Raw genomic sequence first — 23,611 nt, 5'->3', positions numbered from 1 at the left:
ATCGTCAAGATTAAATTCCAGAACCCCATTTGCGAAAGCAGATGGGGTTTTGTTTGTCTGCTCGAAAAACATCCCCCCCCTGTGGAGCTACCGCAGGCTGCGAATGAGGGTGTCAGCAACTACTGCTTTCGCAGCCTTCCGCAGCTTATACAGACTGGGTGTTTCAACACCTCATCCTCACACCCCCCACGCAAATCCAGCCCAACTACCATCCCGTTTTGCGTTAAGGTTCGGCCTTAGGTTTTCGTTCAGCCAAGGAAGCACCCATGCCCGTTACAACCTCTCTTAGCGCCGGTTTCATGGTCGTTCATGGCAATCGCCTGGATGATTTGCGCAGTCTGGTTGTGTCATGGATGCGCCGCTATCCATTGACCCCTTTGGAAAACGAAGTCGCCTTGGTGCAGAGCAACGGCATTGCCCAGTGGCTGAAGCTGGCGTTGGCTGAAGATTCGGCAGACGAAGATCAGGGTGGATGCGGTATTGCAGCGGCCGTGGATGTGCAGCTTCCTGGCAGTTTCATGTGGCAGCTTTACCGGTCAGTGTTGGGCAAAGAGGAGATCCCCGCAGCTTCCCTGCTGGACAAGGCCCCTCTGACGTGGCGATTGATGCGCCTGCTGCCCGCACTGATTGATCAGCCGCACTTCGAACCGTTGCGCCGATTTCTGACCAACGACACCGACCTGCGCAAGCGCTATCAATTATCCGAACGTCTTGCCGACCTGTTTGACCAATATCAGGTCTACCGAGCCGACTGGCTGGAAGATTGGGCCGCAGGTCGTCACCAATTACGCAACGTCAGAGGTGAAGCCAAACCGCTTACCCCTGCCAATTGCTGGCAAGCCGAACTATGGCGCGCTTTGTTGCTGGACGTCGGAGAGCAAGGCATGGCCCAAAGCCGGGCCGGTGTTCATCAGCGTTTTATCGAGCGCATCACCAGCCTCAACGAGGCGCCGATAGGGTTGCCGCCCCGCGTCATCGTATTTGGTATTTCTTCACTGCCTGCTCAGGCGCTGGAAGCGTTGGCCGGTCTGGCAAGATTCAGCCAGGTGCTGCTCTGCGTTCACAACCCTTGCCGTCACCATTGGGCCGACATCGTCGCCGATAAAGACCTGCTGCGGCACCAATACAAACGTCAGGCGCGCAAGACGGGTATGCCGGTGGTGCTTGATCCACAGGCGCTCCATCAACACGCTCACCCGCTATTAGCCGCATGGGGCAAGCAGGGCCGTGACTACATCAACCTGCTGGACAGCCACGATGATCCCGGCAGCTATCGCTCTGCATTCAAGGATGGCCGGATCGATCTGTTCAGCGAGAGCGACCCCAAGACCATCCTCAACCAGTTGCAAGACGACATCCTGGAACTACGGCCACTCGACGAAACCCGCGAGCTCTGGCCTGCCGTCGACAAAGCAACAGACCGCTCCATACGCTTTCATGTTGCTCATAGCGCCCAGCGCGAAGTCGAGATCCTCCACGACCAACTGCTTGCCCGGTTCAGCAAAGATCCGAACCTTCGCCCACGCGACGTCATTGTCATGGTCCCGGACATCGACAGCTATGCGCCGCACATTCGCGCCGTGTTCGGGCAGATCGAGCGCGATGACCGACGCTTCATCCCCTTCACCCTCGCTGACCAAGGCCAGCGCGGTCGGGAGCCGCTGCTGATTGCTGTCGAGCACCTGTTGAAGATTCCAGACAGCCGCTTCCCGGTCAGTGAAATCCTTGATCTGCTGGATGTTCCCGCATTGCGAGCCCGCTTCAAAATTCAGGAGCGCGACCTGCCGACCCTGCATCGCTGGATCGAAGGCGCCGGGGTGCGCTGGGGCCTCAACGCGACGCAACGTGAAAGCCTGGGTTTGCCGGCTGCACTGGAGCAGAACAGCTGGCATTTTGGTCTGCGCCGCATGCTGCTGGGCTATGCCGTTGGAGCCGGTGCTGCCTGTGACGGTATCGAACCTTACGATGAGATCGGCGGTCTGGACGCCGCATTGATCGGCCCACTGGTCTCGTTGATCGATGCATTGCAAGTGGCCCATAGCGAGCTGTCCTCTCCAGCTGTCGCCCAGGATTGGGGCCTGCGTCTGCAAGCACTGTTGCAGTTGTTCTTTCTCGCCGACAGCGAGCATGATGACTACCTGTTGGCTCAGTTGGAGCAGTTGCGCGAGACCTGGCTGGAAACCTGCGAAGCAGTGGGGCTTCAGGATGAGTTGCCGCTGACCGTCGTCCGTGAAGCCTGGTTGGCAGGGCTGGATCAAGGGCGACTGTCGCAGCGTTTCCTGGCCGGATCGGTCAACTTCTGCACCTTGATGCCCATGCGCGCCATCCCCTTCAAACTGGTGTGTCTGTTGGGCATGAACGACGGTGATTACCCGCGTGCCCAGCCACCGCTGGACTTCGATTTGATGGGCAGCGATTACCGTCCAGGGGATCGCTCTCGCCGTGAAGACGATCGCTACCTTCTGCTGGAAGCCGTGCTGTCGGCTCGGGACCAGCTGTACATCAGTTGGATCGGGCGCAGTATTCGCGACAACAGTGAGCGTCCGCCGTCGGTGTTGGTGGGGCAACTGCGTGATCATCTGTCTGCCGGGTGGAAACTGGCCAACGCCATTGAGCCCATGGACAGTAAAAAGCGTGACCCTGGCCAGCAGCTGTTACATGCACTGACCCTTGAGCACCCGCTCCAGCCGTTCAGTGCCCAGTACTTCCATCAAAACAGCGAAAACCTGTTCAGCTTTGCCCGCGAATGGCAGGTTCTGCACGAAGCCAACCCTGTGCCAGCCCTCACCATAGGCCTCGCCCCCCACGAGCAAGTCGAGCCGCTCAATCTTGCGCAGCTGCAAGACTTCCTCAGAAACCCGGTCAAACACTTCTTCAGTCAGCGTCTGAAAATTTACTTTGAGGTGGCCGAAGCTCCCTTGGCCGACGAAGAACCTTTCGTGCTCGATGCTCTTGAGCGATACAGCCTGAGCGACAGTTTGCTCAATGCTGCGCTGACCCACACTGAACACAGTGATCAAGCGTTGCAAGCCCAAGCGCTGAAACTTCAGGCGAGCGGTTTGCTGCCCATGGCAGGCTTCGGCGCCAGTCTGCAACAGGAACTGATCGAGCCACTGCCTGATTTGCTGCAGCGTTATCACAGCCTCCTGCACCGCTGGCCCGAGCCGCTGAGCAGTGCGTTGCCCGTAAGCCATGCTCATCAGGGTGTGAGCCTGGAAGGCTGGTTGGGTGGTCTGCATCGCAATGCCCAGGGCGACTACCTTCTGATCACCGCCATTCCCAATTCCATTGGCGGCAAAAAATCCCGCAAGTGGCATCGTCTGGTTCGCCCATGGGTCCTGCATCTGGTGGGCTGCGCCAGCGGACTGCCACTGAGCACTGCCTTGGTCGCCAGCGACGAAACATTATTGCTCGACCCTCTGGATAAAGACCTCGCCACGAATGCGCTGAACGACCTGCTTACCGCCTGGCTCACCGGCATGCAGCGGCCTTTGCCGGTGGCGGTCAAAACTGCGTTCGCCTGGCTGGGTCAGAGCGACGAAAGCAAAGCCCAGGCCGCGGCTCGCAAGGCTTATGAAGGCGATGGGCAAACCACGGACGGCGAACGTCGGGAAAGCACTGCGCTCGCCCGACAGTTCCCGGACTTCGATGCCTTGATGGAGAGTGAAGAATTCATCGGATGGTGCGAAGCACTGTACAAACCGATTTACGAGGCGCCTTGGCAGTCTCTGTCCAGCGAAGGGGCCAGCGCATGACTGACACTCAAGACGTGCAGCAACAAACCGCTTCCCTGGCTTTGCGCTTTCCGTTGCGCGGCAGCCAATTGATCGAAGCCAGCGCTGGTACCGGCAAGACCTTCACGATTTCGGCGCTGTATGTGCGCCTGGTGCTGGGCCATGGCGGTGATGCGGCGGGCTTCGGTCGTGAGCTGTTGCCGCCGCAAATCCTCGTGGTGACCTTCACCGATGCGGCGACCAAAGAGCTGCGCGACCGCATCCGCATACGTCTGGCTGAAGCCGCACGGTTCTTCCGCGAAGAGATCGGCGCACCTGATGAACTGATTAACGAGCTGCGCGATCAATTCGCCCCAGAGCAATGGCCAGCCTGCGCCAGCCGCCTGGACATCGCCGCCCAGTGGATGGACGAAGCCGCCGTATCGACCATCCACAGCTGGTGTCAGCGGATGTTGCGCGAGCATGCCTTCGACAGTGGAAGCCTGTTCACCCAGACCCTGGAAACCGACCACAGCAATTTGCTCGGTGAAGTGCTGCGCGATTACTGGCGGCTGTTCTGTTACCCCATGAGCGGCGATGCGCTGACTTGGGTGCGCGACAACTGGAGCGGCCCAGCGGCACTTTTACCGAAAGTACGTAGCCTGTTTGGCAGCGACCGGGCAGTCCCCACCCAGGAACCGGCCGAGCTGATCACCGCGTCGATGCAACAGCGTCGCGACGCCCTCAAAGCATTGAAGTCACCCTGGACTAACTGGGCCGCCGAGCTGCATGCCATCTGCATTGACGGGGTGGCCTGCAAAGTCGTCGATGGCCGCAAGATGCAGGAGCGCTACTTCCGCCCTTGGTTCGAGAAGCTCACCGCCTGGGCTGCCGATGATGAAATGGAAGAGCTGGATCTGGGCACTGGTTTCACTCGGTTGACCCCCGATGGAATCGCCGAAGCCTGGAAGAGCAACCCGCCGTCGCACCCGGCGTTCGAAGCCATGGTTGAACTCAAGGTCGCGCTGGACACCCTGCCGACGCCCGATGCCGCCGTACTGGAGCACGCCGCCCACTGGGTCGGAGTGCGCTTCGAAGCAGAAAAGCGCCGTCGCGCCGAGATGGGGTTCGACGACATGCTGCTCAGGCTTGATGCCGCACTGCAAAGCAACGGCGGCGAACGCCTGGCTACGCTGATCCGTGAACAGTTTCCCGTGGCCTTGATCGATGAATTTCAGGACACCGACCCGGTGCAATACCGAATCTTCGAGAGCATCTATCGTCTCGAGGAAAATGACAGCGACACCGGCCTGTTCCTGATCGGTGACCCCAAGCAGGCGATCTACGCCTTTCGCGGTGCCGACATCTATACCTACCTGCGGGCCCGTCAGGCCACCGCCGGGCGCTGGCATACGCTGGATACAAACTACCGTTCAACCCACAACATGGTGGAAGCGGTTAACCATGTGTTCCTGCGTGCCGAGCAACGCCCTGAAGGGCGGGGCGCCTTCCTGTTTCGCGAGGGCGGCGGCAACGACGTGCCATTCAGCGGCGCGCTTTCCCAAGGGAAGAAGGACGAATTGCAACTGGACGGTACGCCGCTGGCTGCGCTTAACGTCTGGCACATGGCGAGTGATCAGCCGGTTTCCGGTGCCAGCTATCGGCAGCAACTGGCGGCCAGCTGCGCCAGCGAAATCGTCCGCTTGCTCAACGCCGGACAGCAGGGCCGAGCTGGCTTTGCCGCGCCGGATAAAGAACTCAAAGGCTTGCGGCCGGCCGATATCGCCATTCTGGTTCGCGACGGGAAAGAAGCTCAAGCAGTGCGGGGCGAGTTGTCGGCACGCGGAGTGCGCAGCGTTTACCTGTCCGACAAGGATTCAGTGTTCGCCGCTCAGGAAGCCCACGACGTGCTGGCCTGGCTCAAAGCCTGTGCCGAGCCGGATTCGGAACGCACGCTGCGCGCAGCGCTGGCCTGTATCACCCTGGCATTGCCGCTGGCTGAACTGGAGCGCCTGAATCAGGATGAACTGGCCTGGGAAGCCCGGGTCATGCAGTTCCGTGGTTATCACCTGATCTGGCGCAATCAGGGGGTGCTGCCAATGCTGCGCCGCCTGTTGCACGATTTCCAGTTGCCGCAAACCTTGATCACTCGCACTGACGGCGAACGGATACTGACCAATTTGCTGCACCTGTCCGAGTTGCTGCAACAAGCCGCTGCTGAACTGGACGGCGAGCAGGCGCTGATTCGTCATCTGGGCGAGCACCTGGCGCTTTCTGGTCAGGCCGGTGAAGAACAGATCCTGCGTCTTGAAAGCGACGAGCAACTGGTCAAGGTAGTGACCATCCACAAGTCCAAAGGCTTGCAGTATCCGCTGGTGTTCCTGCCGTTCATTTGCTCAAGCAAGCCGGTGGATGGCAGCAGGCTGCCGCTGCATTTCCATGATGAGAATCGTAAGGCGCAAGTCAGCCTCAAACCGACTGCTGCGCTGATCGAACAGTCAGATAACGAGCGTCTGGCTGAAGACCTGCGCTTGCTCTATGTGGCCTTGACCCGGGCGGAGTACGCCTGCTGGATGGGTGTCGCTGACCTCAAGCGCGGCAATGCCAGCAGCTCAATGCTGCATCGCTCGGCGTTGGGTTATTTGCTGGGCGGCGGCATGCCGTTGACTGAATCGGCGGGCCTCAATTCCTGGCTGCGCGATCTGAGCGAAGGCTGCGATGCTGTGAGCGTAGAGGCTGTACCCGAGCCGACCGGCGAAACCTTCAGCCCGCCGCGCAACGAAGCAACCTTGCTCAAGGCGCTCAACCCCAAGCGCCGCGCCGCCGAGAACTGGTGGATTGCGTCCTACAGCGCCCTGCGCATTGGCGACACCATTACTACAAGCGGTGACGAATCCCCTGACAGCCCGCAAGCGCAAAAACTGTTCGATGACGAGCGTCTCGACCCGGAAGCTCCCCGTGAAGTGCTGGTCAGCGGCGGGGATATCCACCGCTTTCCGAGAGGCCCGAATCCCGGCACCTTCCTGCATGGTTTGCTGGAGTGGGCTGGCAACGAAGGTTTTGCGACGGCCGCCAGCAATCCTCAGCTGCTGAAAGACGCCGTAGCCCGCCGCTGCAATCGACGCGGCTGGGAGGGCTGGATTGACACACTGAGCGGCTGGCTTCAGCAGCTGTTGACCATGCCGCTGTCCCTGGCGGGTGACAGCGCGCCGATTGCCCTCGGCGCAATGGACCAACCCAATCAGTACCGCATCGAAATGGAATTCTGGTTCGCCTGTCACAAAGTCGATGTGGCACAGATGGACGCTCTGGTGCGCCGTTACACCCACAACGATGCCCCTCGCGCCGCGACAGAAACCGTCTCGCTCAATGGCATGTTCAAGGGTTTCATCGACCTCACCTTCGAGCATGAAGGCCGCTATTACGTGGCGGACTACAAATCCAACTGGCTCGGTCCCGATGATGAAAGCTACACAGAAGACGCCATGACCAGCGCAATTCTGGACAACCGCTACGACCTGCAATACGTGCTGTATCTGCTCGCCCTGCATCGCCAGCTCAAAGCGCGGCTGGCTGATTACGACTACGACCAACACATGGGCGGCGCGTTATACGTGTTCCTGCGCGGTGCGTATTCCAGCTCTCAGGGTGCCTATTTCACCCGGCCGCCACGGGAGTTGATCGAAGGTCTGGATCTGCTCTTCCAGGGTAAGTCAGTGACTGAAGAATTCGTCCTCACCGGAGAGCCCGCATGAGTCGTTCATTCGCCGAGCTGCTGCCCACGCCACTGGACGCCCAGAGCCTGGCCGAGCTGACGCCCCTCACCAAGCTCAGCGACCTGCTGCTGTTGCTCGAACGCTGGGTCGAGCGCGGCTGGTTGCGGGCGCTGGACAAAGCGTTCGTGGCGTTCCTCAGCGAGTTGGACCCGTCAGCGGATTCGCTGGTGCTGCTGGCTGCGGCATTGACCAGTCACCAACTCGGCCATGGCCATGTTTGCCTGGACCTGTACGAAACCCTCAAAGAGCCGGATTTCGCCCTGTCCTTGCCCCCAGAAGGCGATGTGCAAAGTGGCCCGATGTTACTGCCGTCGCAGTTGTTGGTGGCCCTGGATGGCGGCGCATGGTGTCAGGCATTGCTGGGCAGCACGCTGGTGGCCAGAGGTGATGACCTCAGCGACAGCGCCGCCAGCAAACCTTTGGTGTTGTCTGATCGGCGGCTGTACTTGCGCCGTTACTGGACTTACGAGCGGCGCATCGGCGCGATCTTGCGCCAGCGCCTGGCGCAACAGGAAGTGGTGCCGGACGACCTCGCCCAGCGTTTGAATGTGTTGTTTCCGCCCAGCACTACGCCGGATGCGCTGATCGATTGGCAAAAACTGGCCTGCGCCCTCGCAACTCGCGGCGCATTCAGCATCATCACCGGCGGCCCGGGCACCGGCAAAACCACCACCGTGGTGCGCTTGCTCGCGCTGCTTCAGGCGCCGGCGGTGCAAAATGGCCAGCCCCTGCGTATTCGTCTGGCGGCACCCACAGGTAAAGCAGCGGCGCGGCTGACCGAGTCCATCAGCCAGCAAGTGCGTACGCTGGATGTCAGCGAAGATGTGCGGCAGAAAATCCCCAGCGAGGTGACCACCGTGCACCGCCTGCTGGGCAGTCGTCCGGGCACCCGGCACTTCCGCCATCACGCTGGCAACCTGCTGCCGCTGGATGTGCTGGTGGTGGATGAAGCCTCGATGATTGACCTGGAGATGATGGCCAATCTGCTGGAAGCCTTGCCGCCTCACGCGCGCATGGTGCTGCTGGGTGACAAGGATCAGCTGGCCTCGGTGGAGGCGGGCGCGGTATTGGGTGACCTGTGTCGCGATGCCGAAGCCGGGCTGTACAGCCCGGCCACTCAAGCCTGGCTGGAAGCAATCAGCGGCGAAGACCTGGCCCGGGCGGCCCTGCAACAGGGCGATCAGCAGCAACATCCACTGGCTCAGCAAGTGGCGATGCTGCGTTACTCCCGGCGCTTCGGTGAGGGCAGCGGTATTGGCAAGCTGGCGCGGCTGGTCAATCAGCAGCAGTCTGACGAAGCCCGCGCGTTGTTGGTCGCCCGCAGTCATGACGACCTGTACGCACTGGCACTCAAGAATGAACAGGACCGATCCCTGGAGCGATTGCTGCTTGAAGGTCACGATCAAGGCAGCAGCGGCCCGCGAGGTTATCGGCATTATCTGGGCGTGATGGCTGCACAGCGTCCGCCACAAGATGCCGCGCTGGAAGACGAACGCTGGGGGCAATGGGCGCGTGAGGTGCTGGATGCGTTCGATGCGTTTCAGTTGCTGTGCGCGGTTCGTAAAGGACCGTGGGGCGTTGAAGGGCTGAATCGACGAATTACCAGCGCCTTGTTCGAGGCCCGGTTGATTGAGAGCGATCACCATTGGTACGAAGGCCGTCCGGTACTGATGACCCGCAACGACTATGGGCTGGGGTTGATGAACGGCGATATCGGCATCGCCCTGCGCTTGCCCGAACGCGACGGCCCGGAAGCTGGCAAGCAGGTATTGCGCGTTGCCTTCCCGCGCAATGATGGCAGCGGCGGGGTGCGCTTTGTGTTGCCGAGCCGGCTCAATGATGTGGAAACGGTTTACGCCATGACCGTGCACAAATCCCAGGGCTCGGAATTTGCCCATACCGCGTTGATCCTGCCCGAAGCTCTGAACCCGGTGCTCACCAAAGAACTGATCTACACCGGCATCACTCGGGCCAAACACTGGTTCAGCCTCATCGAACCCCGCAAAGGCGTATTCGAAGAAGCCCTGCGACGCAAAGTGAAGCGTTTGAGTGGGTTGATGCTGGAGCTTTGACCTACCCAGATCTCTGTGGGAGCGGTGCTTGCCCGCGATACAGACGCTGCGGTCTGCCAGACACCGCATCGTCATTCGTCGCGGGCAAGGTGGAGCGCCACCCCGGTCGCTCCTACAGTTGGGACTCGATCTCTGTGGGAGCGGTGCTTGCCCGCGATACAGGCGCTGCGGTCTGCCAGACACACCGCATCGTCATTCGTCGCGTGCAAGCGCCGCTCACTGGTGTGATCTCAAAATTGGCGATGTCGTGGGACCGGCTTTAGCCGGGAAGAGGCCGTCACGGTCACTGATAATGGGTCTTCAGAAATACCGCTTTCCCGGCTAAAGCCGGTCCCACGTCGCATTACAGACACACCGCGTCATCGTTCATCGCGGGCAACCGCGCTCCTACAGAAGACCGAGTACCTCGTTGGAGCGAGGCTTGCCAGCGAATCCAGGCGCTGCGGTCTGCCAGACACACCGCGTTATCGTTCATCGCGGGCAAGGTGGAGCGCCACCCCGGTCGCTCCTACAGAAGACCGAGTACCCGTTGGAGCGAGGCTTGCCCGCGAATCCAGGCGCTGCGGTCTTGCAGGACACACCGCGTTATCGTTCAATCGCGGGCAAGCCTCGCTCCTACAGCGCGCTATGCCAATCAGCGATCCAACCCCATAAACTGCATCACCCTCTCTCCAGCCTGGCCCGCACGAATCGTCTGCGGCCCGGCATCGGCTTGCACCACGCCGTTCTCCATGAAAATCACCCGATCCGAGATGGTCATCGCGAAGTCCATTTCGTGGGTCACGATCAGCATGGTCATGCCTTCTTTGGCCAGATCACTGATCACCTTGAGCACGTCGCCCACCAGTTCCGGATCCAGCGCTGAAGTGGGTTCATCAAACAGCATGATCTGCGGGTCCATCGCCAGGGCGCGGGCTATCGCTACCCGTTGCTGCTGACCACCGGACAGCTGATGCGGATACTTGTGCGCGTGGGCTAGCAGGCCGACCTTGTCGAGCAAGGCATATGCGCACTGTTCGCTGATCACCAGGTCGCGGTCGTGATAGCGCGGGGCGAGGGTGACGTTATCGAGGATGGTGCGGTGCGGGAACAGGTTGAAGTTCTGGAACACCATACCGATACGCTGCACGCCACGGCGAATCTGCGGGTTATTGGGTTTGTCGCCAGCGTGGATGAAGCTTTCGCCAAACAGAATGATCTCGCCGTCGTCGATGCTTTCCAGCCCGTTAACGGTGCGGATCAGCGAGGTCTTGCCAGAGCCTGAAGGTCCGATGATCGAAATCACCTGCCCGACTTGCACATCCAGATTGATGCCCTTGAGCACTTCGTGGTGGCCGTAACTTTTGTGAATCGTATGCAGCTGCAGTGCTGGCGCCGCGCCATTTTCGGCAGGTGCGCTGGTCTTCAGCACCGGCTTGGGCAGGCTGGCACGCAGTTGCAGGACGCTGGTGTCGTCAAGGGTCTGCGGCTTGCGGTTATTCAATTCCAGGTGCTGTTCGAGCCAGTGGAACAGCCAGCCGAATACGGTGACGATCATCACGTAATACACCGCGACGGCCGAAAGCGTCTCCATGACCAGGAAGTTTTGCGCGTACAAGCGTTGGCCCACGGTCAGCAACTCGGTCAGGGAAATCACTGAAATGATCGAGGTGAGCTTGACCACGGTGATGTATTCGTTGATCAGCGTCGGCAGGGAAATCCGGAACGCTTGCGGGATCACAATCAACCGCTGCATGCCCAGCACACCAATGCCCAACGCACGTCCGGCTTCCTTCTGACCCCTGGCCACGGAAATCAGGCCACCCCGGTGAATCTCGGCCATGTACGCCGCTTCCGTCACCACCAGGGCGAACAAGCCTGAATAGAACGGGTCGGACAGCACATCGCGGGTGAACGGCAGCATCTGCGGCAGGTTGTAGACAAACACCACCAGCACCAGCAGCGGAACGCTGCGGAAGAACCAGATATAAATCGACGCCGGCACGCGCAACCAGCGCGAAGTCGACAACTTGGCCGAGGCCAGCAGAAAGCCCAGCACCATGCCGATGAACCAACCCAGCGCACTGAGCTGAATCACCGTGATGCAAGACTTCCAGAAGTCCGCCATCGAGAACAGAGAAAAAAAGTAAGACCATTCGAATTGCATGTACACCTCAAATTCAGACACGCGACAACCCGTAGGAGCGCGCTTGCCCGCGATTGGATTTATCGGCCGACTCATTTATCGACTGACCTGACGCTATCGCGGGCAAGCGCGCTCCTACGGTCGGAGGCGTTTGATGCTGTGAATCAGTTACCCGGCGCTTCCAGGTTGTATTTCTTCAGCAGCGCGTCGTACTCACCAGACTTCTTGGTCTCGTCGAAAGCCTTGAGCAGTGCTTGATACAGCTCTTCGTTGCCCTTTTTCACGTAGATGCCCAGGGTTTGCTGGTAGATCGAGTGCTCGGTGCTGACCACTACACGACCTTTGGTGCGTTCGGCAATCATGCCCGCAGCGCCATCAATCTCGACCTGGGCCTGTACGTTGCCGGACAGCAGTGCTTGGGTTACTTCAGGGGCAGACGGGAATTCGCTGACCGAAATCGCACCCTTGTTGTTCGGTACGCAGTAATCAGTAGACAGCTTGTTGAACTGAGCGACCCAGGTAGTGCCCTTTTCCAGACCGACTTTCAGACCGCACAGGTCTTCCGGCACCTTGGGTTTTACCTTGCTGTCCTTGAGTACCATGATCGCCGCGCCGGTTTTGGCGTAAGCAATGGTCTGGGCCTGAGTCTGACGTTCAGGCGTGATGTACATGCCGGAAATGATCGCGTCGTAGTGGCCGGCATTAAGGCTAAGGATCAGGCTGGAGAACTTGGTGTCGACGAAGTCCGCCTTCAGGTTCATGTGCTTGGCGAGCAAGTGGGACAGTTCCGGATCTGAGCCGACGACATTTTTCTTCTCGTCGTAGGATTCGAACGGCGGGTAGGTAATCTCCATCCCCACTTTGAACACACCCGGTGTAACAGTGCTTGCGGCGTGAGCCAGAGTCGCGCCGAATACGGCGGCGGCAAGCACGGTCAAGCGGACAGCAATGTTCTTTTTATTGCGCATCGTCGAAGACTCCGAAGTAGAAAAGGTGCGGCACGGTCGGTTTTGGGAAATAGTGTTGGCTGTTCAGGACGGTTCTGAAGCCTGGTTTTTCAAGTGGCCAAAGCTCGAAGGCTTACGGGCTTTTTCGTACAGCTTCAACTCGCCGTTCTCCACTTTTTTGCGCAAATACTGGTAGGTCTGCAAGGCCTGGCCAAACATGTGTTCGCCAATGGTGATCTCCTCGTAATCCTGACCGCCCTCCTTGGCGAACTGCGGCAACGGCTTGATTTGCGTGTGGAAATCGCAGGCATAAAACAGCGGGAACGAGTAGCGTTCTTCGCTGACGGTCCTGACCCTGTGAGCGGTTGCAACGAACGTACCAGCGGTCATCACCTCCAGCATGTCGCCGATGTTGACCACAAACGCGTCTTCCACAGGCGGTGCATCAATCCATTGGCCCAGATCGTTCATCACTTCGAGGCCTGGTTTGTCGGCAAGCAATATCGTGAAGCACTCGTAATCGGTGTGCGCACCAATACCGGGCGCGTCCTGTGCGGCGCCATCAAACGGGTAGTGGATCAAACGCAGCTTGGAGGGCGGCCGTGTAACCATGGCGTCGAAGTAACCTTCCTCCAGACCCAGCGCCAACGCGAAGCCATCAAACAGCCGCCGACCCAGCGCGAACACGGCGGCGTAGTAGGCCTGCACCGCGGGCTTGAAACCGGGTAGATCCGGCCACTCATTGGCGCCGATCAGCGGCGTTTTCGCGATCACCAGCGGGTCTTCGTCACCGACTTCGAAGCCGATATCGAAAGCTTCCTTGTGGTCCGGCTTGCCTTTGGCATAGACCTCTTCGCCTTCCGGCACGAAGCCTTTGTGGCTGCGGGACGTGCCAATGTAGTGCTGCATCTTGTAGTCCAGCGACTGAGCGAACAGATCCTTCGCGGCCTGACGCAGGCCATCGATCAACTGCTGATCGATGCCGTGATTCTTGATGTACAGAAAACCGACTTCCCTCGCCGCTGCGCCCAACTCTTCAGCCACAGCCTGACGCTGGGCGATGTCGGCGCTGAACAATCCGGCGATGTCCACCACCGGAATGCTGCTGAAGTTGGCGATGGCTTGCGTTTGATCAGACATGGCAACAGGCTCCTTTTTTTAACGGCTGGTCGGGTGGGTGAATTGCTGGAAGTGCTCGCGTTCGGTCTGGCCCATCCAGATGTTCAATGACCACAAATCAGCCACCGGTACATTGGTGAAGGGCAGGTGATGCAGATAACCATCGGCGCCGAACTCGGGTGTCAGCGTGGTGACTTGATAGCCACGCGCCTGCTGGGAACGCCAGATCGCTTCCCAGTGTTGCTGGTGGAACGCCAATTCTTTTGCGTATTCGGGTGCCGCTGGATGGGGGACTTGCGGGCCTTGGTCGTAACCGACCCGGGCCTGAATATGATGAACGCGCTCGATGAAGGCGCTGAGGTCGTCTTCCGGATCGTTGAGCAAACGCTCACAAGTGACGATCCAGTGGCTGATGTCGCTGGTGAACAGCATGTCCGGCAGTTGCTTGATCAGTTCCAGCGTGACCCACGGATTGAACAGCGAGCGCGAGCGATGAGTTTCGAAAGTGCACAACTGACCGTGCTTGCGCCCCAGCTCCAACGCTTGGCCGAAGAAGTCCACTTGCTGCGGTAATTGCCAGCGGTCATTGCCGGCCAGCACGTTGACGAAGCGCGGCGACAGCTCGCTGGCCCAGCCAAGTTTCTTGTCCAGATCGGTGAGGTGCTCGGCGACCGTGGCGGACTGTTCTGGCAGCACGTCGTAGGCGGTGAACACAGTACTGATGTAACCCAACCGGTTGGCCCGCAAGAAGGCCGCAAACTCCGCCCGGTCGGCAGCGCCCAGCGGCAGCCGCGCTTCCATGCCGTCAAACCCGGCTTCAAGCAACTCTTCCAGCGCCTGGGTTTTACTGGCGGTATAACCCCACAGGGTGCGAAAAATTTCCAGCTTCATCGATCAACCTCAGAGAAGACGCAAGCGGCTTGATCTTAGGGGGCGGTGACAAGCGGAAAGAATAGGAAAGCTCAAATCGATAGTTCAGAGATTTCTGAAGTATTGGAGGCCAGCGCGAAGTCATTGTGGGAGCGAATTCATTCGCGAATGCGTTGGTTCAGACGATGAATCTGTATCGGATGTACCGGCTCTTTCGCGAATGAATTCGCTCCCACAGATGAATCCGGTGCATCCAGTTCGCAGCCTTCGTAACCTCGGTCAGCCCTACAGATTCCCCGTTTTGTCAGGCACACCGCAAAACCTGTAGGAGCGCACGAGCAGCGCGAGGCCGCGATGGCGGTGTGTCAGGCAGACCGCTATTCCCGCAATAAGGCATAAACCCCGGAGTTATAGGCATTTCGTCCAGGACCAGCACAAGCGTACTATTCGCGCACGACCGTACTGCTGACGATCAACGTCAGGGCATTGTGTGAAACACGCGCCGTAGAGCGTCTTTGCCACGCCACCCGTTACCTTTTTCTTATTGCTTCTGCCAATCGAGCTAACGCTCGGGATTGTTGTGGGTACGTTGCTGCTTTTTATCGAAAAAAAATCGACACCGCTGTGGACCAACGTCGCCAACTCGACGTATCGGCGGTCAACCGTGATTGATGCTTGAGGCCTTTAGATGCAAACACTACTGATCAATGGTCAGGAGCATGAGCTGGATGTCGCAGAAGACATGCCACTGCTCTGGGTCCTGCGCGATGTGCTGGGCCTGACCGGCACCAAATATGGCTGCGGCATTGCCCAGTGCGGCGTTTGCACCGTGCACCTGGACGGCCAGGCCGTGCGCTCCTGCGTGTTACCCGTCAGCGCAGTGGCCGGCCGCAAGGTCACCACCATTGAAGCGGTCGGCGAAATTCCCGTCGGCCAGCAAGTCCAGCAAGCCTGGCTCGCCCATGAAGTTGTGCAGTGCGGTTACTGCCAGCCGGGGCAGATCATGTCGGCGGTGGCTTTGCTGCAAGCCCACCCTGACGCCAATGACGAACAGATCACTGAGGCCATGTCCGGGAATCTGTGCCGTTGCGCGACCTACACGCGCATTCGCGCCGCCATTAAAAGCGTCAGCAAGGCCTGAGGGTAATCACCATGTCAGAAGTAGAAAAATCTGCCGCGATGGTTTCGCGACGCGGCCTGCTTAAGGGCAGCGCATTTTCACTGGGCGGTCTGGTCATCAGCACCTGGCTACCACCCCTGGCCACCCGCAGCATGGCCGCCGAGGCAGTGAGCACTGCGCGGCTGGGTGACAAAGCGTCCCCAGGCTTTGGCGCTTTCGTGCGCGTCGCCTTTGACGGCAAAGTCACCGTGATCTCGCCGAAGATCGAAATGGGTCAGGGCGTACAGACCGGTATTGCGATGATGGTGGCCGAAGAGCTGGAAGTGCCCCTGAGTCAGGTCGCTATCGAAGAATCCCCACCCAATGCGGCGCTCTATACCGACACCATCCTGCAATTTCAGGCCACCGGCGGTTCGTCTTCGACCCGTTATACCTGGGAGCCGCTGCGCAAGGCGGGCGCTACCGCTCGGGTCTTGCTGATTCAGGCCGCCGCGATCCGCTGGAACGTCGCGCCAAGCCTGTGCCACGCCGAAAACGGTCATGTGCTCGGCCCGAACGGCAAGACGCTGGCTTACGGCGAACTGGTTGAAGCCGCATCGCAGCTGCCTGTTCCGAAAGACGTGCCGCTCAAGGCCATGGCAGATTTCAAACTGCTGGGCACCTCGGCGCAACGTCTGGACACGCCGCACAAGGTCAACGGCTCGGCGGTGTTCACCATCGACGTGAAAATCCCCGACATGCTGATCGCCTCCTCCCTGACCTGCCCGGTGCATGGCGGCAAGCTGCGCAGCGTGAAAGATGACGCGGCGCGCAAGATTCCCGGTGTCCGTGACGTGATCCGTCTGGAGAACGCCGTTGCCGTAACCGCGACCAATTTCTGGTCCTGCCAGCAGGCGCTCAAGGCATTGGAAATCGAGTGGGACTTGGGCCCGCACGCCTCCATTGATTCCGCGCAACTGGACAAGGCCCTGCTGGATGCCAGTTCAAAAGACGGCGTGTTCGCCAAACAGACTGGCGACATCGGCGCAGCATTGAAAAACGCTTCCAGCAAGTTCGAAGCGGTTTACCAACAGCCGTTCCTGTCCCACTCGCCGCTGGAACCCATGACCTGCGTCGCCCACGTTCGCCCGGACATGTGTGAACTCTGGGTCGGCTGCCAGGCCCCCGGTTTCGCCCAAATGGGTGCCGCGAAAGTCTGCGGCATGCCTGTGGATAAAGTAGTTATCCACAACCAGCTCATCGGCGGCGGCTTCGGTCGCAGGCTGGAGTCGGACTTCATTTTCCAGGCCGTGGACATCGCCCGCCAGCTGAGCTACCCGATCAAACTGATCTGGTCCCGCGAAGAAGACATGACCCACGACCTCTATCGGCCGCACTACGTCGACCGCCTCAACGCAGCGCTGGACAAGGATCTCAAGCCGGTCGGCTGGGAACACCGCATCGCGGGCGCTTCAGTCATGGCGGCCTACATTGGCAAGTTGCCGGAGAACGGTGTGGATGGCGATGCCGTTGAAGTGGCCATCGACCCGGTCTACAAGCTCGACAGCCTGCAAGTGCGCTACATCCGCCAGGACCCGGACGTGATTCCAGTCTCCTGGTGGCGTGGCGTCGGCCCGTTGCGCAGCACCTACGCGGTCGAAAGCTTCATCGATGAGCTGGCCCACAATGCCAAGGCTGACCCGGTTGAATATCGCTTGAGCCTGATGCAGGCACAGCCCCGCGCTCAGGCGGTGCTGAAAAAAGCCGCCGAACTGGCGGACTGGAAAACCCCGCTACCGGCAGGCAGCGGACGTGGCGTGGCGGTCAGCGCCGTGTTTGGCAGCTTTGTCGCGACTATCGTCGAGCTGGAAATGCAGGGTGACAAAGGCCTGCGCATCAAGCGCCTGATCACAGTTGTCGACTGCGGCTTTGCCAACAACCCGACCTCGGTGGAATCGCAAATGGAAGGCGGCACGCTGTTCGGCCTGTCGGCGGCGTTGTTCAACGAAATCCTCGTCGAGAAAGGCCAGGTGGTGCAGACCAACTTCCACGCCTATCGCCAGATCCGCATGAGCGACGCGCCGCCGGTGCAGGTCCATGTGATCAAAAGCCAGGAAAGCCCGGGCGGTGTCGGCGAAACCGGTGCCGTGCCAGCCGCAGCTGCGCTGGTCAATGCCTTGTTCGCCGCGTCCAAAGTACGCGAGCGCCGTCTGCCACTGAGCCGTTCCGGCTATTTCACTGTTTAAGGAGCGCCGTTATGAAAACGTTGAATTATGCGCTCGCCGCCTTGGCCGCCAGCTTTGCACTGAATACTTACGCCACAGACCAGGCTGCTGATCCTGCTTTGATCGCAAAAGGCGAATACCTGACCCGCGCAGCTGACTGCGTCGCCTGCCACGTCACACCGGGTGGTAAACCGTTTGCGGGCGGTCTTTCGTTCAAGCTGCCATTTGGCACCCTGTACTCGCCGAACATCACCCCCGATAAAGAAACCGGCATCGGCAACTGGACTGACGACGACTTTGTCAGCGCCCTGCAAAAAGGCGTTGGCAAGGACGGCAAGCATTACTATCCGGCTTTCCCGTACACGTCCTACACCCTGATGCCTCGGGAAGACATCCTGGCAATCAAGGCTTATCTGTTCAGCCTTGAGCCGATCAGCCAGAAACCCAAAGAAAATGACATTGGCTTCCCGTTCAACCAACGCTGGGGCATGTTTTTCTGGAACGCGGTGTTCGCCGATAACGGGCGCTTCGTGCCGGACAGCAAACAGTCAGAAGAATGGAATCGCGGTGCCTATCTGGTGCAAGGCCCTGGCCACTGCGGCGAATGCCACACGCCACGTAACATCTTCCAGGCCATGAGCTCCGGCAAATCCCTGGCCGGTGGCGAGATTGGCAACTGGCAGGCCTACAACATCAGCTCCGACCCGAAACACGGGATCGGCGCCTGGCCGCAAGAAGCCTTGGTTAGCTACCTGTCCAAAGGCTACGCGCCAGGTTACGGCGGTGCTGGTGGGCCGATGGCAGATGCAGTCGAGCACAGCTTGCGCTTCTTGACGCCGGCGGATTTGAACGCGATTGCCGTGTATTTGAAATCCACCCCGGCTCGCAGCCAGGGCGTACCGCGGCCAATGGTTGCCATCAACAACCAGGTCGACAAAGGCTTGGGGCACAAGGTGTTTACCGATTCATGCGTGGCTTGCCACCGCCTGGACGGCACCGGTAATCAATCACCGATTGCCACCTTGAACGGCCTCAAAACCATCAACGACCCCACCGGTACCAACCTGATGGCGACATTGCTGGAAGGGCATACCCAAGGTGCGATGCGCGTCGACCAACGCATGCCCGACTTCGCCCGCAACTACAGCGACACCGAACTGGCCGCCGTCAGCACCTACGTTCTACGCCGATTCGGCCAGAGCAATGGTGAAGTCAAAGCCAAGGACGTCGCCAAGTCACGGGAAGCTTCGTTGCATTGATGGGGTCTTAATCCCGTGAGGGCAAGCTTGCTCGCGAAGGCTGTGTACCTGGCGAGCAGATGTGCCGAATGTACCGGCCTCTTCGCAAGCAAGCTTGCTCCCACGGTTTTAGTACTGAAACATTCCCTGAAAAATGCGTACTTGAGCGTTTCCCAATTGACACTAGATTAGTCCTTGAACTCAATCCGAGAGGGCAATGGAATTCCTGGGAAAGCTCACTCTCATTCTCTAAGGTCTGGGCGATTCTCCGCGCCAGGCCAGATCTATATGGTTACCACGCGACTTACAGACGACAGCCGGATATTTGGCAATTGGCGGCTGGGTAGACTTGTAGTGAATGAGTTGCGACTGGTGCATGACCAGAATATCGCCCACTCCCTGGCCTGGGTTGTCATGCCAGACCATCTGCACTGGTTGTTTGAATTACGCCAAGGCACCCTCGACAGGGTGCTGCAGCGTGTCAAATCCAGAAGTGCCATCGCGTTAAACAGAGTCACCGGCAATATCGGCCGCGTCTGGCAAACTGGCTATCAGGATATTGCCGTGCGTCATGACGAGAGCCTGAAAAACTTCGCTCGCTATATTGTCGCTAACCCGTTGCGGGCAGGGCTGGTCACAACTGTCAGGGATTATCCATTGTGGGACTGCAAATGGATTTGATGAGGGGCAGGGCAACTGCCGTCTTCGCAAGCAAGCTTGCTCCCACACATACAGCGGCGCACTCAAATCCGTGGGAGCGAGCTTGCTCGCGAAAGCGGTGTACCTGGCAAGGAGATGTGCCGAAGATACGGGCCTCTTCGCAATCAAGCTTGCTCCCACACATACAGCGGCGCACTCAAATCCGTGGGAGCGAGCTTGCTCGCGAAAGCGGTGTACCTGGCAAGGAGATGTGCCGAAGATACGGGCCTCTTCGCAATCAAGCTTGCTCCCACACATACAGCGGCGCACTCAAATCCGTGGGAGCGAGCTTGCTCGCGAAAGCGGTGTACCTGGCAAGGAGATGTGCCGAAGATACGGGCCTCTTCGCAATCAAGCTTGCTCCCACACATACAGCGGCCCACTCAAATCCGTGGGAGCGAGCTTGCTCGCGAAGGCGGTGTACCTGGCAAGGAGATGTGCCGAAGATACGGGCCTCTTCGCAATCAAGCTTGCTCCCACACATACAGCGGCCCACTCAAATCCGTGGGAGCGAGCTTGCTCGCGAAGGCGATCTCTCTGGTTGAATTTTCCGGCGAATGGGCTGGTCTATCGCTTCTGCGAAGAAAGCGCCGGGGCATAGTCGTTGCCGAGCACTTCGCGATACACCTGCGCCGTCGTCGCGCACATATGGTCTGCCGTAAACAGCTTCTGGAAGCGCGCCAGGGCATTGGCTCCGAAGCGCTCGGCCAACGCCGGGTCATCCCACAACCGGCGCATCGCTTCACGCAAAGCCAGTGGCGCGTTGGGTGGTACCGCCAGGCCCGTTTCTTCGTGAATATTGACGTAAGTCGTGCCCGTCCCAATCTCGCAGGAGATCATCGGCTTGCCATACATCGACGCCTCAAGCAGCGAAATACCGAACGCCTCCGAGCGAAGATGCGAAGGGAACACCAGCGCATAACACATCTGCAGCAGGCAGGCCTTGTCCTCGTCGTCCAGGCGACCGACAAACAACACATTACGCAATTGCAGCTTCTCGGCCTGAGCCTTCAACTCCAGTTCCTGCGGGCCGGCGCCAAGGATCACCACCGGATAATCCACACCTTCAAGCGCGCTGAGCAAACTGTCCAGGCCCTTGTAATAACGCAACACCCCTACGAACAGGAAAAACTTCTCCGGCACACGCTGGCGCCATTGCTCACGGGTCTGCGCTGATACGGTCGGGTATTCCGCCTGATTCAAGCCATACGGCACGACCACAGTCTTGTCGGCAAACGGCTTGAGGGTTTCGCTGCTGCGCTGATAGTTGGGTGACGCAACCAGAATGCGGTCCATGCTGCCCAAAAACTGATTCATCAACGGCGCGTAGAACTTCAACAGCGTGCGCTGCTTGATGATGTCCGAGTGGTAACTGAGCACCGTCGGCCGACCATGGCGGGTCGAGAAATGCACCAGATCCATCAATGGCCACGGAAAGTGGAAATGCACCAGATCCGCCTCGGCGGCCATTTCCTTGAACTGGCTGAACACCTTCAGCGAAAACCCCGTGGACGCCACATTGAAGTTTTCCTTCACCCGAGTGACCTGATGATCAGCCACCTGCAGGCGGGCAGGGGACGGATCCGGGCTCAACGTCAGCACCTCGCCTTCAATACCCAGCGCACGGCTGCCCTGGCACAACTGGAAAATCACCTGCTCGATGCCACCGGTCGTGTCGGGATAGTAGGTTTTGAAGAAATGCAAAATGCGCATGAGGTACCAGCTGTAACTTTCAGGGACAGTCATCCAGCGTCTAAAAAACAACGATGGGCAGCAGAAGAAATGGTGGACTATCCGAACAGATAGTCAGGCGCGGGACTTTACTCTCGTAAGGGCGCCATCTGCAAGCATGGCGCGACGATCCGTGACGTACGAAAAATGGACAGTCGGAGTGGGAACTTAACGCCTTTTTCATTTATGCATCGTTAGGTGAGTGATACACTCGCGCGCTTTTCCATACCACGTGGCAGTTCGGAAATTATGCGTAACGTAGATGAAAACAGCTTGCAGGCTGCGTTAAAGGCTTGTAAAGGCAGTTTCATATCAGTTGGTATTTTCAGTTTCTTTGTAAACGCCCTGATGCTCGTCCCCACCTTCTACATGCTTCAGGTCTACGGGCGGGTGCTCACTAGTGGCAGTTTGACCACTCTGGCGATGCTGACCATCATCATGGTCGTACTGACTATCACCACCGGTCTGCTGGAGTGGATCCGTTCGCGCATCATGGTCCGTGTCAGCACCAAGCTGGATGTGATCCTCAGTCGCGACGTCTACCGCGCCAGTTTCAAGCAGGCCTTGGCCACCGGCGGCATGAACTCTTCGGCCCAGCCGTTGAGTGACTTGACCAGCCTTCGTCAGTTCTTGACCGGCAACGGTGTGTTCGCGTTCTTCGATGCCCCGTGGTTACCGATCTACATTGCCGTGATGTTCATGTTCCACCACTGGTTTGGCTGGATGGCGATCGGCTGTGCGATCATTTTGATCTGTCTGGCCTACGCCAACGAAAAAGTCACCGGCAAGGCGATTGCCGAAGCCAACCGCGAAAACCTGGCGGCCACCCTGTACACCACCAAGAACCTGCGTAACGCCGAAGTGATTGAATCAATGGGGATGCTCAACTCCCTGATCAATCGCTGGTCGACGCGTCAGAAGAAGGTCCTGCTGCTGCAGTCGGTTGCCAGCGACAACGGCGGCGTCGTGACGTCCACCTCCAAGACATTTCGGGTCATGGTGCAGTCTCTGATTCTCGGCCTGGGCGCGTTGCTCGCGGTCAGCCATGAAATCAGCCCCGGGCTGGTGATTGCCGGTTCCGTGCTGCTGGGCCGCGCCCTGGCTCCAATCGATTTGATCATCGGCAGCTGGAAAGGCTTCATTGCCGCACGTGGTCAGTACGCGCGACTCAACGAAATTCTCAGCAAGCTGCAATCAGAGCCGCAGCGCATGCCGCTGCCAGCGCCTGAAGGCAACGTGACTGTGGAAAACATGATCGTCGGCGCGCCGGGTTCGCGCACTGCCATCATCAAAGGCATTACCTTTTCCGTTCAGGCGGGCACCGTGGTTGGGGTCATCGGCCCGAGCGCTTCCGGCAAATCGACGCTAGCACGTGCCTTGCTGGGCATCTGGCCGCCACAGCACGGCTCGGTTCGTCTCGACGGTGCTGACATCAGTAATTGGGATAAAGCCGAGCTGGGCCCGCACATCGGCTACCTGCCACAGGACATTGAGCTGTTCGAAGGCACTGTGAGCGAAAACATCGCTCGTTTTGGTGACGTCGATGCTGAGCTGGTGGTTCAGGCCGCCAAGGTGGCCGGTGTTCACGAGATGATCCTGTTGCTGCCCGAAGGCTACGACACGGTGATCGGCAGCGAAGGGGTCAACCTTTCCGGTGGTCAGCGTCAGCGGGTTGGCTTGGCGCGTGCGATTTACGGCACGCCAAAACTGATCATCCTCGACGAGCCGAACTCGAACCTCGACGAAGTGGGCGAACGTGCTCTGTCGTACGCTCTGACCTATTTGAAGGCGACCGGTGCGACCATTTTTGTCATCACTCACCGAACCAGCATCCTGTCGCAGCTTGATCGTCTGCTGGTCATGAAAGACGGCCTGCTCAGCATGTACGGACCTAGTGAGCAAGTGATTGCCGAACTCGCCGCAAAAGCTAAAACCCAACAAAAAGCAACCAACGTTGCTACATCAGGCGCAGCGCCTTCTAGCGTCTGACAGGAAGA

13 protein-coding genes are annotated in these 23,611 nt (G+C 59.1%); 8 read left to right on the top strand and 5 right to left on the bottom strand.

Annotated features, from left to right (window positions below; genetic code table 11):
- The first annotated feature begins 266 nt into the window (after positions 1-266).
- Genes recC through recD form a run of 3 tightly spaced genes read left to right on the top strand, consistent with a single transcriptional unit; the run spans position 267 to position 9,561 of the window.
- Entirely contained in the window at positions 267-3,755 is a 3,489-nt protein-coding gene (gene recC, locus IV01_RS19155) for an exodeoxyribonuclease V subunit gamma (protein WP_032626855.1), read from the top strand.
- Complete coding sequence (recB, locus tag IV01_RS19160) at positions 3,752-7,468, top strand: exodeoxyribonuclease V subunit beta (protein WP_032626853.1); 3,717 nt, start codon at positions 3,752-3,754, stop codon at positions 7,466-7,468. Before recC ends, recB begins: the two co-directional genes overlap by 4 nt.
- Complete coding sequence (gene recD / locus IV01_RS19165) at positions 7,465-9,561, top strand: exodeoxyribonuclease V subunit alpha (protein ID WP_032626852.1); 2,097 nt, start codon at positions 7,465-7,467, stop codon at positions 9,559-9,561. The genes recB and recD overlap by 4 nt, the downstream gene beginning before the upstream one ends.
- Before the next feature lie 634 nt (positions 9,562-10,195).
- Here the strand turns inward: recD and IV01_RS19170 are convergent.
- The 4 genes from IV01_RS19170 to IV01_RS19185 form a co-directional block, all read right to left on the bottom strand.
- A complete protein-coding gene (locus tag IV01_RS19170) occupies positions 10,196-11,707 on the bottom strand; it encodes an amino acid ABC transporter permease/ATP-binding protein (protein WP_032626850.1) in 1,512 nt (503 codons plus the stop codon).
- A gap of 143 nt (positions 11,708-11,850) precedes the next feature.
- Entirely contained in the window at positions 11,851-12,654 is an 804-nt protein-coding gene (locus IV01_RS19175; protein ID WP_032626848.1) for an ABC transporter substrate-binding protein, read from the bottom strand.
- Positions 12,655-12,717: 63 nt separating this feature from the next.
- Positions 12,718-13,773 (bottom strand): isopenicillin N synthase family dioxygenase, encoded by a 1,056-nt coding sequence (locus IV01_RS19180; protein WP_032626846.1) that lies wholly within the window; start codon positions 13,771-13,773, stop codon positions 12,718-12,720.
- An 18-nt stretch (positions 13,774-13,791) separates the two neighbouring features.
- Positions 13,792-14,643, bottom strand: a complete 852-nt coding sequence (locus IV01_RS19185) for a sugar phosphate isomerase/epimerase family protein (protein ID WP_032626845.1) — start codon at positions 14,641-14,643, stop codon at positions 13,792-13,794.
- Between the two features lie 667 nt (positions 14,644-15,310).
- Between IV01_RS19185 and IV01_RS19190 the strand changes: the two genes are divergently transcribed.
- The 4 genes from IV01_RS19190 (at position 15,311) to IV01_RS19205 (ending at position 19,865) form a co-directional block, all read left to right on the top strand.
- Complete coding sequence (locus IV01_RS19190; protein WP_032626843.1) at positions 15,311-15,763, top strand: (2Fe-2S)-binding protein; 453 nt, start codon at positions 15,311-15,313, stop codon at positions 15,761-15,763.
- An 11-nt stretch (positions 15,764-15,774) separates the two neighbouring features.
- Positions 15,775-17,967, top strand: a complete 2,193-nt coding sequence (locus tag IV01_RS19195) for a xanthine dehydrogenase family protein molybdopterin-binding subunit (RefSeq protein WP_032626842.1) — start codon at positions 15,775-15,777, stop codon at positions 17,965-17,967.
- An 11-nt stretch (positions 17,968-17,978) separates the two neighbouring features.
- Complete coding sequence (locus IV01_RS19200; protein ID WP_032626840.1) at positions 17,979-19,205, top strand: cytochrome c; 1,227 nt, start codon at positions 17,979-17,981, stop codon at positions 19,203-19,205.
- 201 nt (positions 19,206-19,406) lie between these two features.
- A complete protein-coding gene (locus IV01_RS19205; RefSeq protein WP_032626890.1) occupies positions 19,407-19,865 on the top strand; it encodes an REP-associated tyrosine transposase in 459 nt (152 codons plus the stop codon).
- Between the two features lie 585 nt (positions 19,866-20,450).
- Here IV01_RS19205 and IV01_RS0124695 read toward each other — a convergent pair.
- Entirely contained in the window at positions 20,451-21,596 is a 1,146-nt protein-coding gene (locus IV01_RS0124695) for a glycosyltransferase family 4 protein (protein ID WP_032626838.1), read from the bottom strand.
- A 267-nt stretch (positions 21,597-21,863) separates the two neighbouring features.
- On the opposite strand from IV01_RS0124695, the gene IV01_RS19210 reads away from it, so the two are divergent.
- Entirely contained in the window at positions 21,864-23,603 is a 1,740-nt protein-coding gene (locus IV01_RS19210; RefSeq protein ID WP_032626836.1) for a type I secretion system permease/ATPase, read from the top strand.
- The last annotated feature ends 8 nt before the right edge of the window (positions 23,604-23,611 follow it).

It is taken from the genome of Pseudomonas syringae (genome assembly GCF_000737245.1).
GTDB classification, from domain to species: domain Bacteria; phylum Pseudomonadota; class Gammaproteobacteria; order Pseudomonadales; family Pseudomonadaceae; genus Aquipseudomonas; species Aquipseudomonas syringae_J.
The sequence above is the reverse complement of the archived record's forward strand: the minus strand, read 5'-3'. Positions and strand labels throughout refer to the sequence as shown.

Bases quoted from the DNA above. Each gene is read 5' to 3' on its own strand.
- recC (WP_032626855.1), top strand. From the start codon at position 267: ATGCCCGTTACAACCTCTCTTAGCGCCGGTTTCATGGTCGTTCATGGC.
- recB (WP_032626853.1), top strand. From the start codon at position 3,752: ATGACTGACACTCAAGACGTGCAGCAACAAACCGCTTCCCTGGCTTTG.
- recD (WP_032626852.1), top strand. From the start codon at position 7,465: ATGAGTCGTTCATTCGCCGAGCTGCTGCCCACGCCACTGGACGCCCAG.
- IV01_RS19170 (WP_032626850.1), bottom strand. From the start codon at position 11,707: ATGCAATTCGAATGGTCTTACTTTTTTTCTCTGTTCTCGATGGCGGAC.
- IV01_RS19175 (WP_032626848.1), bottom strand. From the start codon at position 12,654: ATGCGCAATAAAAAGAACATTGCTGTCCGCTTGACCGTGCTTGCCGCC.
- IV01_RS19180 (WP_032626846.1), bottom strand. From the start codon at position 13,773: ATGTCTGATCAAACGCAAGCCATCGCCAACTTCAGCAGCATTCCGGTG.
- IV01_RS19185 (WP_032626845.1), bottom strand. From the start codon at position 14,643: ATGAAGCTGGAAATTTTTCGCACCCTGTGGGGTTATACCGCCAGTAAA.
- IV01_RS19190 (WP_032626843.1), top strand. From the start codon at position 15,311: ATGCAAACACTACTGATCAATGGTCAGGAGCATGAGCTGGATGTCGCA.
- IV01_RS19195 (WP_032626842.1), top strand. From the start codon at position 15,775: ATGTCAGAAGTAGAAAAATCTGCCGCGATGGTTTCGCGACGCGGCCTG.
- IV01_RS19200 (WP_032626840.1), top strand. From the start codon at position 17,979: ATGAAAACGTTGAATTATGCGCTCGCCGCCTTGGCCGCCAGCTTTGCA.
- IV01_RS0124695 (WP_032626838.1), bottom strand. From the start codon at position 21,596: ATGCGCATTTTGCATTTCTTCAAAACCTACTATCCCGACACGACCGGT.
- IV01_RS19210 (WP_032626836.1), top strand. From the start codon at position 21,864: ATGCGTAACGTAGATGAAAACAGCTTGCAGGCTGCGTTAAAGGCTTGT.